The sequence below is a fragment of the Nocardioides secundeburneus genome (genome assembly GCF_039939255.1).
GTDB lineage: Bacteria > Actinomycetota > Actinomycetes > Propionibacteriales > Nocardioidaceae > Nocardioides.
The window spans coordinates 345,356-361,964 of sequence record NZ_JBDUUE010000001.1 but is presented as its reverse complement, the minus strand read 5'-3'; the positions used below and the strand labels follow the sequence as shown (position 1 = coordinate 361,964).

Genomic DNA, 16,609 nt, shown 5'->3' with positions numbered 1-16,609 from the left:
GAGGTCGCCGGCGACGACGACGCCGCCGTCGCCAAGATCGCCGAGATGGTCGCCTCCGACCTGGACGCTGGTTGACGGCGCTGGCTTCGCCTCACGCGTGGCGCGCCGCCTGAAGAGGCCGTCATGTCGATGACCGTGTCGTGTGCCGCGTCCGGATAGTTCGACACCTGGTCGACCTCCTGGGCGTCTCGGAGGTCGACCACGTGTCGAACTACCGCGGGCCGACCCCTAGTCTGTCGAGTAATCCACTCGACTTTCTCAGGAGTCCGGCATGTCCGATGGTCCCCAGTCCTCCCGTCTGACCCGACGCACGCTGGCCGGTGCCGCGGTCGGCGCGCTCGGTGCCGGTGCCGCCGCCGCGAGCGCGAGCGGACCGGCGTACGCCGAGCAGCCGTTCCGCGCCGTGGCCCGCGGCGGTCGCACGCCCCGGCCCAACATCCTGGTGATCCTGGCCGACGACCTCGGCTGGGGCGACCTGTCGGTCTACGGCGCCCCGCGCATCAGGACCCCGCACCTCGACCGCCTCGCGCGCGACGGCGTCCGGTTCACCCAGGGCTACTCCGCCGGTGCGGTCTGCTCGCCGACGCGCGTCGCGCTCTACACCGGCCGCCACCCGGGCCGGATCAAGGGCGGGCTGGCCGAGCCGATCTCGGCGCCCGGCCCCGACAACGGCATCCCGCCCGAGCACCCGACGCTCGGCTCCCTGCTCAAGGACGCCGGCTACGCGACCGCGATGGTCGGCAAGTGGCACGGCGGCTTCCTGCCGTGGTTCAGTCCGCTCAAGTCGGGCTGGGACTCCTTCTTCGGCAACTACTCCGGCGGCCTCGACTACTTCTCCAAGTGGGCCGGCAACGGCTACGACCTCTGGGACGGCGAGCAGCAGGTCGACGACCCGCGCTACTACACCGACATCGTCACCGAGAAGGCCGTCGGCGTCGTCCGCCGCAACGCCCGGCTGAACCAGCCGTGGCTGCTCAACCTGAACTTCACCACCCCGCACTGGCCCTGGGAGGGCCGCGGCGACAAGGCCGTCAGTGACGAGCTCACCGCGCGCCTCAAGGCCGGCGACTCCCGCGCCCTCTTCCACGAGGACGGCGGCTCGCTCGCGAAGTACGAGGAGATGGTCGAGGACCTCGACCGCGCCGTCGGCCGCGTGCTCGACGAGCTGCGCCGCACCGGCCAGGACCGCGACACCATCGTGCTGTTCCAGAGCGACAACGGCGGCGAGCGGTTCTCCTACAACTGGCCGCTCAGCGGCGAGAAGGCCAGCGTCAACGAGGGCGGCATCCGGGTGCCGATGATCGTCTCGTGGCCCGGCCGGCTGCGCGGGCGCCAGGTCGACGACACTCCCGTCTACACCACCGACTGGACGGCGACCTTCCTCGAGCTCGGCCGCGCCACCCCCGACGCGGCCTACCCGCTCGACGGCACCAGCCTCGTGCCGCACCTGTTCCAGGGACGCCGCGTGCCCGAGCGCGACCTGTTCTGGCGCACCCGCGGTGGGCGCGCGCTGCGACGCGGTGACCTCAAGTACGCCCGCCTCGACGGCGTCGACCACCTCTACGACCTGCGCGCCGACGTCCGCGAGCAGGCCGACCTGGCCAAGAAGCGGCCGGCCGACCTCGCCGCCCTGAAGGCCGCCTGGGAGGCGGTCGACGCGACGCTGCTGCCCTACCCGGCCTGACCCCGCGACCGGTAGCGCCGCTCGGGCCGTCCGGCGGAGCCGTACTGCAGCCGCACCTCGGCGTCGCCGCGCTCGACGAGGTGCTCGAGGTAGCGGCGGGCGGTGACGCGCGAGAGCCCGACGAGCTCGCCGGCCTCGGACGCCGAGATCTCCTCGCGCTCGCGGACGGCGGCGACGATCAGGTCGGCGGTCTCGGGGCTGAGGCCCTTGGGCAGCCGGGTCGGGGCGGACGGCGTGCGGGCGGCGGTCGCCCCGGCGCCGAACGCCTGGTCGATCGCGGCCTGGTCGGTCTCGCCCTCGGCCAGGACGCCGAGCGCGGTGGCGACCTGCCGGAGCCGGTCGGCGAGGTCGGCCTGCTCGAACGGCTTGACGAGGTACTGCATCGCGCCGCCGTGCAGCGCCGTGCGGACGGCGTCGGCCCCGCGTTCGGCGGTGACCATGACGACGGCGACCTGCGTGCCGGCGCCGCGGAGCCGGCCGAGCACGGTGAGCCCGTCGAGGTCGGGCAGGTGGACGTCGAGCAGCACCAGGTCGGGGCCGAGCTCGTCGACCAGGCGCAGCGCGTCGGCGCCGGTGTGCGCGGTGCCGACGACCTCGAACCCGTCGGTGGCCTCGACGAAGCGCGTGTGGATGCGCGCGACCATGAAGTCGTCGTCGACGACCAGCACACGGATCGGGGAGGTCACGAGGGCACACCCTCTCGCATCGAGCGCGGGAGCACCACGACGAACTCGGCGCCGCCCTCCTCGGCCGCCCGGCCGACCTCGACCGAGCCCCCGCGCTGGGTGCAGATGAGCTGCACCAGCGGCAGGCCGATGCCGCGACCGCCGAGCACCTCCGGCTTGGTGGAGAAGCCGCGTACGAAGATCGCCTCGCGCAGGTCGACGGGCACGCCGGGGCCGTCGTCGCGCACGCGCAGGTGCACGTCGCCGTCGACCTCGGTGAGCCACACCTCGACCAGCGACGCCGCGGCGTCGACGGCGTTGTCGACCAGGTTGCCGAGCACGGTGGTCAGGTCGGCCGACACGTCGGCCGGCAGCGCCGACAGCCGCGACCCGGCGTCGAGCACGAGCTCGACGCCGCGCTCGGCGGCGACGGAGTCCTTCGCGACGACGAGGGCCGCGACGGCCGGGTCGGCGATGCGCGCCGAGACGAACGCGCCGACCTCCGAGCGGTGGCGGGCGAGGTCGCCGACGAGCGTGCGGACCTCGTCGTACTCGCCGAGCTGCACGAGCCCGGAGATGGTGTGCAGCCGGTTGTCGAACTCGTGCGTCTGCGCGCGCAAGGTGTCGGTGATCGACAGGTTCGAGCTCAGCTGGCTCTGCAGCGAGACCAGCTCGGTGCGGTCGCGCAGCGTCGTCACCGAGCCGATGCCGCGCCCGTGCGACGACGCCGAGCGCCGGTTGAAGACCACGACGCGGGTGCCGACCAGCGCGACGGCGTCCTGCGTCTCGCCCTCGGTGAGCAGGGTGACGACGTGCGGGTCGAGGCCGAGGTCGTCGACCCGGCGGCCGACGGGGTCGGCGTCGTCGGGCAGGCCGAGCGTGCGACGCGCGGCGTCGTTCACCATCGTCACCCGCCCGTCGGTGCCGACGGCGACGACGCCCTCGCGGATGCTGTGCAGCAGCGCCTCGCGCTGGTCGGCCAGGTTGGCGATCTGGTCGGAGTCGAGCCCGCGGGTGCCGCGCTTGACCACGCGCGAGACCGCGAAGGAGCCGACCAGGCCGAGCACGGCGCCCACGCCGAGGTAGAGCGCGAGGTCGGACGCCGACCCGGTGAGCCGGTCGCGCAGCGTCGGGTAGTCCTGCTCGGCGACGACGATGCCGGCCGGCCCGGAGCCGTCGGCGGGGTAGACCGGGGCGTGCCCGGCCGCGGTGCGTCGTCCGTCGTGCACGACGTCGCCCACCCAGCCGCGACCCTCGAGCGCGTCGCTGGACCCGAGCTCGGCACGGGTGCCGACCAGCGTGGGGTCGGAGGCGGCCACGACCACGCCGGCGGTGTCGACCACGTAGACGTCGTCGGCGCCGGTCCCGAGCGCGCGGACCAGCAGCGGCGCCAGCCGCTCGGAGACCACCCGCGGCGGCAGGTCGGCGAGGTCGCTCAGCGTCTCCTGCACCAGCGGCAGGCTGGCGGTGTCCTCGGCCGCCGAGCGCATCGCCGGGCCGCGCTCGTTCTGGAACGAGGCGTCGGACTGCCGGACGCCGATGACGCCCACCACGAGCAGCAGGAGCGCGACGACGACCAGCTGCAGCAGCAGGAACTGACCGGCGAGCGTCAGTCGGCGGCGTTCGCGCATGCGCGTGACCACAACGACCACAACCTCCTTTGCCACCGCAATCGTGACGTCCACCACATCGCGGCCGCATGCTCGTCGACGTGTCACGCACATCACACCACTCCCGAGGTCGGCGCCGGCTGGCCGTCGCACTGACGCTCGCGCTGGGGCTCACCCTCGCGACCGCCGGCTGCGGCGTCACGCGCGGCTCCGACGACCCCAGCAACCGCCGCCTCCAGATGATGATCCCCAACAGCCCGGGCGGCGGCTACGACCTCACCGGTCGCGCCGCGGCGCGGGCGATGGAGGACAACGACCTCACCGGTCGCTTCGAGATCACCAACGTCCTCGGCGCCAGCGGCACCGTCGCCATGCAGCGGCTCGCCAACTCCGAGGGCGCCGACGACCTGATGATGATCATGGGTCTCGGCGTCGTCGGCGCGGTCTACACCAACAAGTCCGACGCCCGCGTCTCCGACATGACGCCGATCGCGCGCGTCGTCGAGGAGCAGGAGGGCCTGCTCGTGCCCGCCGACTCGCCGTTCGAGACGATCGACGACCTGGTCGCGGCGTGGAAGGCCGACCCGCACTCAATCACCGTGGGCGGCGGCTCGTCACCGGGCGGGCCCGACCACCTGTTCCCGTACCAGCTGGCCCAGACCCTCGGCATCGAGGACCTCGCGCAGGTCAAGTACGTCTCCTACGACGGCGGCGGCCCGCTCACCACGGCACTGCTCGGCTCGAAGATCGACGTCGGCACCTCGGGTCTCGGCGAGTTCGAGGGCCAGATCGCCGACGGCTCGCTGCGCGTGCTCGCCGTGAGCGGCGAGGAGCGGATCGACGGCGTCGACGCGCCCACCCTCACCGAGGCCGGCATCGACCTCGTGTTCACCAACTGGCGCGGCGTGCTCGCTCCGCCCGGCATCTCGCAGGAGCAGCGTGACTACCTCACCGACCTGCTCACCGAGATGCACGCCACCGAGGAGTGGCAGCAGGCGTTGGCCGACAACGGCTGGATCGACAACTTCGCCACCGGCGAGGAGTTCGCGACGTTCCTCGAGGAGCAGGACCGTCGCGTCGCCGACACCCTGAAGGAGCTGGGCATCAATGACGACCTCTGAGGCAGAGCTGACCGGGCGCCCCGGGCGGACCGCGCACCGGGCACCGACGCCGGCCCGCGTCGTCGACAAGGCGCAGTACGGCCTTGCCGCCTTCCTGGTGCTGGTCGGCGGCTACGTGCTCTACGACGCCAGCACGCTCGACGACGCCTTCGCCGACCAGCCGGTGCAGCCGTGGGCCGTGCCGTTCGCCGTCGGCGGGGCCCTGGTCCTGCTCGGCGTCCTGCTCGCCGTCGCCACCGCTCGGGGCGACCGCGCCGAGGCCGAGGACGGCGAGGACGTCGACCTCGGCGGCGGCACCGACTGGCGCACCGTGGGGCTGCTGCTCGCGGTCTTCCTGTTCAACATCGTCTTCATCGACCTGCTCGGCTGGGCCATCACCGGCGCGGTCCTGTTCGCCGGCGCCGCCGGTGCCCTCGGCAGCCGCACCCACGTGCGCAACGTCGCGATCGGCGCGGCTCTGTCGGTCGGCACCTGGTACGGCTTCTACGTCGGCCTCGGCATCCCGATCCCGGCCGGCGTCCTGGACGGGGTGCTGTGATGGACCTCCTCCTCGACGGCTTCGCGACCGCCCTCACCCCCGAGAACCTGCTCTTCGCCGCGCTCGGCGTGCTGCTCGGCACCGCCGTGGGCGTGCTGCCCGGCATCGGCCCGGCGATGGCCATCGCCCTGTTGTTCCCGGTCACCTACGCGGTCGGTCCCGAGAGCGCGATCATCATGTTCGCCGGCATCTACTACGGCGGCATGTACGGCGGCTCGACCACCTCGATCCTGCTCAACACCCCCGGTGAGGCGTCGTCGGTCGTCACCGCGCTCGAGGGCAACAAGATGGCAAAGAAGGGCCGCGCCGCCCAGGCACTGGCCACCGCCGCCGTCGGCTCGTTCGTCGCCGGCACGATCGGCACGGTCCTGCTCGTCGTCCTGATGCCGCACGTGGCCGACGTCGTCGTACAGCTCGGCGACCCGTCGTACCTCGCGATCATGCTGCTCGCGCTGTTCATGGTCACCTTCGTGATGGGCGCCTCGAAGCTGCGTGGCTTCATCGCGCTGTTCCTCGGCCTGGCGATCGCGATGATCGGCACCTCGACCGGCCAGGCCCGGCTCACCTTCGACCAGCCGCTGCTCTCCGACGGCATCGACGTCGTCGTGGTCGCGGTCGCGGTGTTCGCGATCGGCGAGGCCCTGTGGGTCGCGGCGCACCTGCGCCGCAAGCCGCTCGAGGTGATCCCCGTCGGCCAGCCGTGGATGAGCAGGGCCGACTGGTCGCGGTCGTGGAAGCCGTGGCTGCGCGGCACCGCGCTCGGGTTCCCCTTCGGGGCGCTGCCGGCCGGTGGCGCCGAGACGCCGACCTTCCTGTCCTACGCCGCCGAGCAGAAGCTCAGCAAGCACCCCGAGGAGTTCGGCGAGGGCGCCATCGAGGGCGTCGCCGGCCCGGAGGCGGCCAACAACGCCTCGGCCGCCGGCACGATGATGTCGCTGCTCGCGATCGGCCTGCCGACGACGGCGACCGCGGTGATGATCCTGCTGGCGCTCAAGAGCTACGGCATCCAGCCCGGCCCGCAGCTGCTCGACGCCGAGCCGGCCCTGGTGTGGACGCTCGTCGCCAGCCTGTTCATCGCCAACACGCTGCTGCTGGTCATCAACCTGCCGATGGCGCCGCTGTGGGCCAAGCTCCTGCAGATCCCGCGGCCCTACCTCTACGCCGGCATCCTGTTCTTCGCCTCCCTCGGCGCCTACAGCGTGAGCTTCGAGGCCTTCGACCTCGCGCTGCTGCTGGTCTTCGGCCTCATGGGCCTGGGCATGCGGCGCTTCGGCATCCCGGTGCTGCCGCTGCTGGTCGGCGTCATCCTCGGCCCGCTGCTCGAGGAGCGCCTGACCCGCGCCCTGGTCATCTCCGACGGCGACGTCAGCACGCTGTGGGGCGAGCCGGTCGCGATCGTCGTCTACGCCCTCATGGCCATCCTCGTCGTGGCGGCCGTGATCGGCAGCCTGCGCAAGCCGGTGGTCGCCTCCGACTCGACCGTTCCGGCCGAGAAGGAAGAGGCCAAGGCATGAGCATCGTGGTGGGCTACAGCGCCGACGACTACGGCCGGGCCGCGCTCGCGCACGGCGTCGAGGCGGCGCGGGAGAAGAACGAGCGGCTGCTCGTCGTCAACGCCTCGACCGGTCAGAGCCTGGTCGACAAGCGGTTCGCGCACGACGACGAGATCGCCGCGCTGACGGCGTCGCTGGCCGACTCCGGGCTCGAGGTCGAGGTGCGCCACGACGTCGTCCCCGACGTCGCCGACGCGCTCGTCTCGATCGCTGCCGAGGAGAAGGCGCGGCTCGTGGTCGTCGGCATCCGCCGTCGGACGCCGGTCGGCAAGCTCATCATGGGCAGCGTCGCGCAGCGCGTCATCCTCGAGGCGCCCTGCCCGGTGCTGGCCGTCAAGCCGGACTGAGCACCAGCTCGACGCCGTCGCTGAGCCGGTAGGGCTGGGTGCTCACCAGCGCGCCGACCACGCGCCGCAGCCGCGACACCTCGGCCCGCGCGGTGACGACGTGGTCGGCGTCGCCGAAGACGGCGGTGCTCAGCGCGGCGGCGGTCAGGCCGGGGCGACCGGCCGTCGCGAGCACCCGCAGCACCTGGGCGTGCCGCGGCGACAGCGTCACCCGCCACGACTGCGCACCGCTCACCTCGAGCACGCCGTCCGGCGACAGCGAGGCCCGGATGACCTCGGACGACGACGCGGCGCGCACCAGCCAGCCGCCGGCGAGCCGCTCGGGCAGGCACAGCCCGAGCCCGGGGACGGCGAGCGCCCGGTCGGCCTGCGGCACGGCGATGCGCTCGCGGGCCGCGATGCCCGAGCGGGCGGCCACCCAGCCGTGGTCGTCGACGACCAGAGCCGGCCCGGACGCCGCCCCGAGCACCGGCTCGGCGACGCGGCGCAGCCGGTCGAGCGACTCCTGGTGGTGGCGCCACAGGCCGGCCTCGGCGAGCCGGACGGCCGAGGAGACCAGCGCGCAGAACGCCGGGTGGAGCGTCAGTGCCGGGCCGCTGATGTCGACGACGCCGAGCAGGGCGCCGGTGCGCGGGTCGTGCACGGGGTGGGCGGTGCAGTACCAGGGGTGCTGCCGGGTCGCGAAGTGCTCGGCCGAGAACAGCTGGACGGGGGCGGCCTCGACGAGCGCGGTGCCGATGGCGTTGGTGCCGACGGCGTCCTCGGTCCAGGTGGCGCCCTCGGCGAAGCCGAGCCGGTCGGCCTGCTGTCGCACCCGGGCCGACCCCTCGCGCCACAGGATGACCCCGTCGGCGTCGCAGACGACCATGAGGAACGACGACGCGTCGGCCACGCTCGTCAGCACGCCGCGCAGCTCGTCGACGACGGCCGCGAGCGGTGAGCCGCGACGCCGCCGCTCGACGTCCTCGACCGGGGCGGGGTCGCGCAGCGTGCCGCCGCCGGGGTCGACGCCGGCCGCGAGCACGCGCCGCCACGACCTCGCCACCACGCTGCGCGGGGGTTGGCCGCGCGAGCCGCCGAGGAAGGCGTCGTGCACCCGGGTCAGCTCACGGGCCTGCAGGGCGAGGTCGCTCCCGGGCCGGACGGCGGCAAAGCTCACGGCGGTCTCCTCGTACGTCGTCGTACGCGTCCATCGCACACCCGCGGGGGTTGCGACCGAGTTGGTCCAGGAGAGCAAGCCGCGCCGCCCGGCGCAAGGCCCGCGCGGACCGGTCAGCCCAGCAGCCGCCGCAGGACGGCGACGAAGCCGGCCGGGTCGCCGGCGGGCTGGCCGTACTCGCCGCCGGAGAAGCCGTTGTGCGAGCCGGGGAAGACGACGGGCTCGACGCCGAGCTCGGCCGCGAGCGCACGGGTGCCGCGCGCCGGCCACTCCTGGTTCGACCCGGCGCCGACGCCGAGCACGAGCCGGTCACCGAGGGCGCGCAGGACGTCGAGGTCGGCGTCGTAGAGCTGGCAGGTCGGGCTGTTGCGGAAGATCGCGTTGGTGCGGTCGCCGTCGTCGTCGACGGGCAGGCCGAACATCGCGGGGTCCGGGGCGGGCGCGTCCAGGTAGCTCGGCGGCACCTTGCCGTCGTGCTTCACGATCGCGATGAACTCGGCCATGCCCGGTCCGAAGCCGTCGCGGTGGTAGGTCTCGACCATGTGCTCGGTGACCGCGGCCAGCACGTCGCGGTCGGGCAGGAAGGTCGACGACGGCGGCTCGTGCGCGATCGCCGTCGCGACGTCGTCGGGGTGGGCCGCCAGCAGCGCGAACAGGTTGACGGCGCCGCCGCTGGTGCCGAAGCAGTCGACCGGGCCCACGCCGAGCGCCTCGATCACGCGGTGCAGGTCGGCGGCGTGCAGCTCGGGCGGCGTGGGGGTGGTGCCGGTGGGGTTGCGGGCGGTGCCGCGCGGGTCGTAGGTGACCACGGGCCGGTCGACGGCCAGCAGCGGCACGATCGAGCCGAAGCCGACGGCGTCCATGGGGGATCCGAAGACGAACAGCGGCCGGGTGGACGACGCGAGGTCGCCGTGCACGTCGTAGGTGATGAGGTCGTCGCCCTCGCCGACGGTGCGGCCGAGGGACTGCTGGAGGGTCGTGGTCATGCTGCTCCGACCGGACGGCGCCGACGGACTCATCGCGGACTCGTCGCTGGCTCGTCGCAACCGCGTGCAACCCTTCCGCCGGCGCTGGCCGACGATGTGTCCTCGGTCACATGACCCTGATCGACCACCCGGCCACCGACGACCCGACCACGGCAGCGCCGTCCCCGCAGGAGCGGGCCGACGCCTGGTTCGCCTCGTTCGAGGCCGCGCTCGCTGCCGGCGACGTGCCGGCGGCAGCCGGCCACTTCGCCGCCACCAGCTTCTGGCGCGACCTCGTCGCGTTCTCCTGGAACCTCACCACCGTCGAGGACCCCGGCGGGGTCGCCGACCTGCTCGGCGCCACGCTCGAGCGGGTCGCGCCGAGCGGGTTCGCGACGTCGGAGCCGCCCGAGGAGGCCGACGGTGTCACGACCGCCTGGTTCGACTTCGAGACCTCCGTCGGTCGCGGCCACGGCCTGGTCCGGCTGGTCGAGGAGGACGGCGAGACGCGGGCCTGGACGTTCCTGACCACCCTGCGCGAGCTCAAGGGCCACGAGGAGCCGCGCGGCACGCGTCGTCCGATGGGGGCCGCGCACGGCGCGGACAAGAACCGGACGACGTGGAAGGAGGCCCGCCAGGCCGAGGCCGAGTCGCTCGGCTCGACCGAGCAGCCGTACGTGCTCGTGATCGGCGGCGGCCAGGGCGGCATCGCGCTCGGCGCCCGGCTGCGGCAGCTCGGCGTCACGGCGCTCGTGATCGACAAGCACCCGCGTCCGGGCGACCAGTGGCGCAACCGCTACAAGAGCCTGTGCCTGCACGACCCCGTCTGGTACGACCACCTGCCCTACCTGAAGTTCCCGGACAACTGGCCGGTCTTCGCGCCGAAGGACAAGATCGGCGACTGGCTCGAGTCGTACGTGAAGGTCATGGAGGTGCCGTACTGGTCGTCGACCGTGGCCACCTCGGCGTCGTACTCGGAGGAGACGGGGGAGTGGACCGTCGAGGTCGAGCGCGAGGGTCGGCCGCTCACCCTGCGTCCGCAGCAGCTCGTGCTCGCCACCGGCATGTCGGGCAAGCCGAACATCCCGGTGCTCGACGGACAGGACGTCTTCCGCGGCGACCAGCACCACTCCTCGGCCCACCCCGGGCCCGACGCCTACGCCGGCAAGAAGGCCGTGGTCATCGGCAGCAACAACTCCGCCTTCGACATCTGCGGCGCGCTGTGGGAGCACGACGCCGACGTCACGATGGTGCAGCGCTCGTCGACCCACATCGTCAAGAGCGACAGCCTCATGGAGTACGGCCTCGGCGACCTCTACTCCGAGCGTGCGCTCGCGGCCGGCGTCACGACGGAGAAGGCCGACCTGATCTTCGCCTCGCTGCCCTACCGGATCCTGCACACCTTCCAGATCCCCGCCTACGAGGCCATGGCCGAGAAGGACAAGGACTTCTACGACCGCCTCGAGGCCAGCGGGTTCCGCCACGACTGGGGCGACGACGGCAGCGGGCTGTTCATGAAGTACCTGCGCCGCGGCTCCGGCTACTACATCGACGTCGGCGCCGCCGAGCTGGTGGCCGACGGCCAGGTGAAGCTCGCGCACGGCCAGGTCACCCACCTCACCGAGAACGGCGTGGTGCTGGACGACGGCACCGAGCTGCCGGCCGACGTCGTCGTCTACGCCACGGGGTACGGCTCGATGAACGGCTGGGCGGCCGACCTGATCAGCCAGGAGGTCGCCGACCGGGTCGGCAAGTGCTGGGGGCTGGGCAGCGACACCACCAAGGATCCCGGTCCGTGGGAGGGCGAGCAGCGCAACATGTGGAAGCCGACCCAGCAGGAGGCGCTGTGGTTCCACGGCGGCAACCTGCACCAGTCGCGCCACTACTCGCTCTACCTCGCTTTGCAGCTCAAGGCCCGGGCCGAGGGCATCCCGACGCCGGTCTACGGCCTGCAGGAGGTGCACCACCTGGGCTGAGCCAGGGCCCGCGCAGGGTCTCGCCAGCCAAGTGACTCGCGGGTAACCTCGGCCCATGGGCCACCGCCGTCTCACCCGCACCCGCACCCTCGCCGCGGCCGTCGCCGCCGTCCTCGCGACGACGGCGCTCGTCGTCCCGTCGCCGGTCGGCGCCGAGCCCGCCCCGGTGGGTACGGGCGCCCTGCGCGCCGCGGCGCCGTCGCCCTTCCACACCTACACGGGCGCGAGGCCGCTGGCGAAGATCAAGCGCGGCACCGTGCTCAAGACCCGGGTGGTCACCTACTCGTTGCAGGGCATCCCGGTGCCGCTGAAGGTGGTGCAGCTGCTCTACCGCACCACCGACCAGCGCGGCCGGGCCACCGCCAACGTCACCTCGATCATCAAGCCGCCCGTGGCGCTGCACCCCGACCGCGTCGTCGCCTACGGATCGTTCTACGACTCGCTCAACCCCAAGGACGGTCCGTCGTACGCGATGTCCGGCGGAACGAGCCCGGGGGGCAACGCCGTGCACGCCGAGCTGGCGCTCGTCACGCCGCTGCTGCTGGCCGGCAACAGCGTCGTCGTCGCCGACACCCAGGGCGCCACGGCCGACTTCGCCGCCGGCCCCGAGTACGGCCGCACGACGCTCGACTCGCTCCGCGCGGCGATGAGCTCGCCCGCCGCCGGCATCGCGCCCCGGCCCGACATCGCCCTGCTGGGCTACTCCGGCGGCGCGATCGCGACCGGGTGGGCGGCTGCGCTGGCGCCGTCCTACGCGCCGGAGGTGAACCGGCTGCTCGTCGGCGCTGCCGAGGGCGGCGTGCTCGTGGCGCCCGACAACAACCTCGACTACGTCTCCGGCTCGCGCATCTGGGCCGGTGTGCTCGCCATGGCCCTCGTCGGTGCGGCCCGCGCCTTCGAGATCGACCTGCGCCCCTACCTCAACCCCTACGGCCGGCGGGTGTTCGCGACGCTGCAGAAGGCCTCGATCACCGAGGTGCTCGGCGCCTATCCCGGGCTCACCTGGGCGAAGCTGGCCAAGAAGCGGTTCCGCGACCCGACGAAGGTCCGGCCCTACGTGCGCGCGGTCAACCGGCTCAACCTCGGCCAGGCGCCGCGACCCACGACCCCGATGTTCATCGGCCAGGGCACCGGCGGCGAGGTCGAGGGAACCCCGGGCGACAAGCCCGGGATCGGCGCCGGTGACGGGGTCATGATCGCCGGCGACGTGCGCACCCTCGCCCGCCGCTACTGCGCGCACGGCACGCGGGTGCAGTACCGGCAGTACCCGTTGAGCCACTTCACCTCGGTGCCGTTGTGGCTGCCCGAGGCGATCGCCTGGGTCGAGGCGCGCTTCGCCGGCGTCCAGGCGCCGTCGAGCTGCGGCTCGATCGCGCCGGGCACGTCGCTCGCGCCGCTGCCGGTGCCGAGGCGTCGGCGGTAGCTCAGCGCAGGTCGGCGGCCGCCAGGCGGCGGGCGCGCACCAGCGCCCGTCGGCGTTGGCGGACGGCGTACGTGGTCGGGAGCGGCCGGGCGGGCGGCGCCGGGTAGGGGTGTCGGGTCATGGTGGCGACGCTAGGAGGCGGCGCTGGCGGACGGCTTGCACGTCGACGGCAAGCGTTCGGCAAGGTGCCGCGCCCAGGCTGGCTCCGGCCGCAGGGTGCGGCCACCCGACCGAGGAGCCCCGATGAAGTCCTGGAGCCTGCTGGCCGCCGCCGCCGTGACGGCACCCCTGCTCGCCCTGTCCGCCACCCCGCCCGCCCCCGCCGATCCCGCCCCGTCGTCCCCTGCGACCACGTCCGGCGCCACCACGTTCAAGGACGCGAAGGGCGACGCGGGCCGGCGCAAGCTCGACATCCGCAAGGTCACGGTGCGCAACACCGCCGACGCCCTCACCGTTCGGGTCACGTTCCCGGGCGTGCGCCAGACCTACGGCTACCCGCTCGGCTACCTGTCGGTCTGGCTCGACACCGACCGCACCCGCCGCGGCCCGGAGTACGGCCACTTCATGCAGTTCTGGAGCGACTACCGCTTCGCCGAGACCCGCGGCTGGCGCGAGCACCCGACCCCGCAGTGGGGTCACTCGCCCGACGGCGCGTGCGTCGGTGACCTGACCTTCGACAGCGACCCCGGCCGCAAGCTGCGCTACTTCGAGTACACCGTCGCCAAGCGCGAGGGCTGCTTCACCGCCGACGCCGTCCGCGTCGCGGTCACCTCGGTCAACGAGGGCGAGAAGGACCCCTACCGCCCCTACGACGAGCCGTTCGTCGACCACCTCGGCGGCCGGCACCGCTGGACGTCGTGGGTGCCGCAGGCCGGCTGACCTGCCATCCGGTTGCAAGGACGTCGCAAGCCCGTCGTCGCACCCTGGGGTCGTGATCAAGCGCCTGCTCCTCGTCCTCCTGGTCCTCGCCGTCGCGGCCGGTGCCCTCCCATCGGTCGCGACGGCGGGCAGGCCGAAGCCCCGGGCCGACCTCGCGGTCACCACCGTGTCGTCCGCGCCCCGCGTACAACAGGGCAAGCCGCTGCGGGTGACGGCCGCCGTCCGCAACCTCGGACGACGAGCAGCGGCGACGTCGGCGGTCCGCCTCGCGCTGTCGCCCGACCGCCGCGTCGGTAACGACCGGACACTGGGTCCGACGAAGAAGGTGTCGGGTCTGAAGCCGCGACGCACCGCGAAGGTCGCCGCCACGGTGGTCGTGCCGAACGCCGTCCGACCGGGTCGCTACTGGCTGGTCGCCTGCGCCGACGCGGGCCGCGCCGTGCCGGAGCGCGACGAGCGCAACAACTGCCGGGTCGCGACCCGGCCGGTCGTCGTCACCGCGCGACCGAGGCCGGTGCCGCCGCCGACGCCCCAGCCCCCGCAGCCGCCCGTCGTGCCGCCGTCCAGCCACGACCTGATCGAGGCCGACGTCGCCGCGGGCCGGATCTCCGCCGACCAGGGGCTGGTCTACCGCGTTTTCGCCGACTTCGGCGACACCCGTCTGCCGTCGCGCTACGCCGGCCGTCCGAGCGGCCTCGACGAGGGCGGGCTCGCCGAGGCCGCCCAGCGGTGGGCCGAGCTGTCGCCGGCGCACCAGGAGGTGCTGACCCCCTTCCTGATCCCGCCGTTCTACGCCGGCAGCCACTGGTCGCCCGACCCGGTGACCGCGCCGCGGTCCCGCGAGACCTCCGGGCGCCGGGCGTTCGACGCGCCGTGGTGCGCGAAGATCGACGACCTGGTGCCGACCCTCGAGACCTGGGACCACCTCGACACGCAGGGCGGCGACGTGCGCGTGTGGTGGCTCGCCGCCAACCCCGGCGACGCGGCCACCGCAGCGCACTTCGTCGAGATCCTCGACGCCGAGATCCTGCCCGAGCTCGGCGACCTGATGGGCAGCGGTCTGCTGCCCGACGGCAACGGTCCGTGCAGCGGCGGCAGCGACGCGCTCGACATCGCGCTCGTCGACGCCACCACCGCCACGACCTTCGGCAACTCCTACCTGTCGTGCAGCAAGGTGTCGTCCTCGATGGTCTTCCCGCGGACGGCGGCCGCCGCCGGGTGGCGGGGAGCCGACCCGTACCTCGCTCACGAGGTGATGCACGCCCTCCAGCTCGCGCGCCCGACCAAGGGCAGCTGTCACGACACGAGCTGGGTGCGCGAGATGACCGCCCAGTGGGTGCAGGACTACGTCACCGACCCGCTCTACGGCATCGGCCTCGGCCCCGACGACACCGAGCACCAGGCCGCTCCGGCCTTCCTCGACCACCCCGCCGTGCCCCTCGACGTCGAGGCCCCGCCGGCCAAGCACGACTACGGTGCCTACCTGCTCCCGCAGTGGATGGCGCGGCGCGGTGCGATCTCCTTCGTGCGACGCGTGTGGGACGAGATGGCCCAGAAGATGCCGGTCGAGGCCGTCGACGCCGCGCTGCCGAACGGGTTCGCCGGCGACTGGGACGACTTCGTGCTGTCGACCTGGAACCGCGGTGCGGTGCCGCACTTCCGCGACTGGGACGGGCTGCAGGCCTGGGCCGCGATCACCGCCGAGGCATCGGTGCCGGCCGCGGGCGCACCGGTCCAGCAGTTCGTGCCGGTGCCGCACCTCGCCGCGCAGTTCCTCGACGTGAAGGTCGGACCGACGATCAAGGAGCTCGAGGTCACCCACGACAAGGCCGGTGACCCGCGGGCGAAGCTGCGCGCGGTGCTCACCTACGACGACGGCACCACGTCGGTCGTCGACCTGTCGGGCAAGGCCACCTCGACCCTGTGCATCGACGACGGGACGAGACGCGCGGTGTCGGTCGTGCTGATCTACTCCAACGCCGACCTCGCCGAGCAGACCAAGGTGACGACCACGATGGTGGGCAGCACTGCCTGCGGGTGCCAGCTGCCGCTGCGGCTCGGCCCCACCGTGTCGACGCCGGCGACCACGGGTGGCGGCGTCTGCGTGCTCGAGGGCAACCTGGCCTACACGTTCCGCGACGACTACGACGGCGACGACGGCCAGGGCCGCCCGGCGTGGCTGGGCCGTGAGGACGAGTCCGGGACCCTGAACCTGGTGCTGGTCGCCGACGGCGCCGGCGGCTACACCAACGGACCGGGCTCCACGTTCTCCGCATCGGGCACGCTCCACGAGACCTGGTGGCGTCACAACGGGCCCGACGGCTGCGGCGACACCACCACCGACCGCACGCTGACGGCGTCCGGCGAGATGCTGCCCGAGCGGGCGTTCGCCTGGATCGACCCCGCGACCGGGGACCTCCTGCTGGGCGCCGGGTCGAGCCATCCCGGCCGGGCCCGCGCACACGTCGAGGCCAGGTGCGTGCAGACCGTCGACCGGGAGTACGACCTGCTGGCGAGCATCCCGCCCTGCACCACCGAGGGGCTCACGCCGTTCTACCGGTTGAAGCCGGTGACGAGGGGGTCGAAGTCCTACACGATCAGCTGCTCCTACGCCTGGACGACGTACGGCCCCGACAACCAGGTGCACCGCAAGCGGTCGACCGTGAACGGCACGATCACGCTCCCGTGA

General features: G+C 73.2%; 14 protein-coding genes. 9 read left to right on the top strand and 5 right to left on the bottom strand.

Translation table 11 applies throughout. From position 1 onward, the window contains the following. Nucleotides 1-203, bottom strand: a 203-nt coding sequence (locus ABFT23_RS01660) for a hypothetical protein (protein WP_347892103.1), incomplete at its 3' end; no start/stop codon positions are given. Between the two features lie 68 nt (nt 204-271). Between ABFT23_RS01660 and ABFT23_RS01655 the strand changes: the two genes are divergently transcribed. Then, complete coding sequence (locus ABFT23_RS01655) at nt 272-1,684, top strand: sulfatase-like hydrolase/transferase (protein WP_347892102.1); 1,413 nt, start codon at nt 272-274, stop codon at nt 1,682-1,684. On the opposite strand, the gene ABFT23_RS01650 is transcribed toward ABFT23_RS01655, so the two are convergent. Both ABFT23_RS01650 and ABFT23_RS01645 read right to left on the bottom strand, forming a co-directional pair. After that, nucleotides 1,672-2,370 carry a response regulator gene (locus tag ABFT23_RS01650; RefSeq protein ID WP_347892100.1) on the bottom strand — a complete coding sequence of 233 codons (699 nt, stop codon included), beginning with the start codon at nt 2,368-2,370 and terminating at the stop codon, nt 1,672-1,674. The two genes, ABFT23_RS01655 and ABFT23_RS01650, sit on opposite strands and share 13 nt — an antisense overlap. Continuing rightward, complete coding sequence (locus ABFT23_RS01645; RefSeq protein ID WP_347892099.1) at nt 2,367-3,980, bottom strand: sensor histidine kinase; 1,614 nt, start codon at nt 3,978-3,980, stop codon at nt 2,367-2,369. The genes ABFT23_RS01650 and ABFT23_RS01645 overlap by 4 nt, the downstream gene beginning before the upstream one ends. 80 nt (nt 3,981-4,060) lie before the next feature. Here ABFT23_RS01645 and ABFT23_RS01640 point away from each other — a divergent pair, with 80 nt between their 5' ends. The 4 genes from ABFT23_RS01640 to ABFT23_RS01625 are packed head-to-tail and all read left to right on the top strand — an operon-like array spanning nt 4,061 to nt 7,518. Next, nucleotides 4,061-5,080: a Bug family tripartite tricarboxylate transporter substrate binding protein gene (locus ABFT23_RS01640; protein ID WP_347892097.1), complete on the top strand. Its 1,020-nt coding sequence runs from the start codon at nt 4,061-4,063 to the stop codon at nt 5,078-5,080. Beyond that, complete coding sequence (locus ABFT23_RS01635) at nt 5,067-5,618, top strand: tripartite tricarboxylate transporter TctB family protein (RefSeq protein WP_347892095.1); 552 nt, start codon at nt 5,067-5,069, stop codon at nt 5,616-5,618. The genes ABFT23_RS01640 and ABFT23_RS01635 overlap by 14 nt, the downstream gene beginning before the upstream one ends. Next, nucleotides 5,618-7,132, top strand: a complete 1,515-nt coding sequence (locus tag ABFT23_RS01630; RefSeq protein WP_347892093.1) for a tripartite tricarboxylate transporter permease — start codon at nt 5,618-5,620, stop codon at nt 7,130-7,132. The genes ABFT23_RS01635 and ABFT23_RS01630 overlap by 1 nt, the downstream gene beginning before the upstream one ends. Further along, nucleotides 7,129-7,518 carry a universal stress protein gene (locus tag ABFT23_RS01625; protein WP_347892092.1) on the top strand — a complete coding sequence of 130 codons (390 nt, stop codon included), beginning with the start codon at nt 7,129-7,131 and terminating at the stop codon, nt 7,516-7,518. The genes ABFT23_RS01630 and ABFT23_RS01625 overlap by 4 nt, the downstream gene beginning before the upstream one ends. Here the strand turns inward: ABFT23_RS01625 and ABFT23_RS01620 are convergent. Both ABFT23_RS01620 and ABFT23_RS01615 read right to left on the bottom strand, forming a co-directional pair. Then, entirely contained in the window at nt 7,505-8,677 is a 1,173-nt protein-coding gene (locus tag ABFT23_RS01620; protein WP_347892090.1) for a GAF domain-containing protein, read from the bottom strand. The two genes, ABFT23_RS01625 and ABFT23_RS01620, sit on opposite strands and share 14 nt — an antisense overlap. 113 nt (nt 8,678-8,790) lie before the next feature. Beyond that, entirely contained in the window at nt 8,791-9,663 is an 873-nt protein-coding gene (locus ABFT23_RS01615) for an alpha/beta fold hydrolase (RefSeq protein WP_347892088.1), read from the bottom strand. A 110-nt stretch (nt 9,664-9,773) separates the two neighbouring features. Between ABFT23_RS01615 and ABFT23_RS01610 the strand changes: the two genes are divergently transcribed. The 4 genes from ABFT23_RS01610 to ABFT23_RS01595 all read left to right on the top strand — a co-directional run bounded on the left by ABFT23_RS01610 (nt 9,774) and on the right by ABFT23_RS01595 (nt 16,609). After that, nucleotides 9,774-11,618: a flavin-containing monooxygenase gene (locus tag ABFT23_RS01610; protein WP_347892087.1), complete on the top strand. Its 1,845-nt coding sequence runs from the start codon at nt 9,774-9,776 to the stop codon at nt 11,616-11,618. Between the two features lie 55 nt (nt 11,619-11,673). Further along, nucleotides 11,674-13,041: a lipase family protein gene (locus ABFT23_RS01605; protein WP_347892085.1), complete on the top strand. Its 1,368-nt coding sequence runs from the start codon at nt 11,674-11,676 to the stop codon at nt 13,039-13,041. Nucleotides 13,042-13,284: 243 nt separating this feature from the next. Beyond that, nucleotides 13,285-13,920: a hypothetical protein gene (locus tag ABFT23_RS01600; protein ID WP_347892083.1), complete on the top strand. Its 636-nt coding sequence runs from the start codon at nt 13,285-13,287 to the stop codon at nt 13,918-13,920. A gap of 52 nt (nt 13,921-13,972) precedes the next feature. Then, nucleotides 13,973-16,609, top strand: coding sequence for a CARDB domain-containing protein (locus ABFT23_RS01595; protein WP_347892081.1), 2,637 nt, complete (start codon nt 13,973-13,975; stop codon nt 16,607-16,609).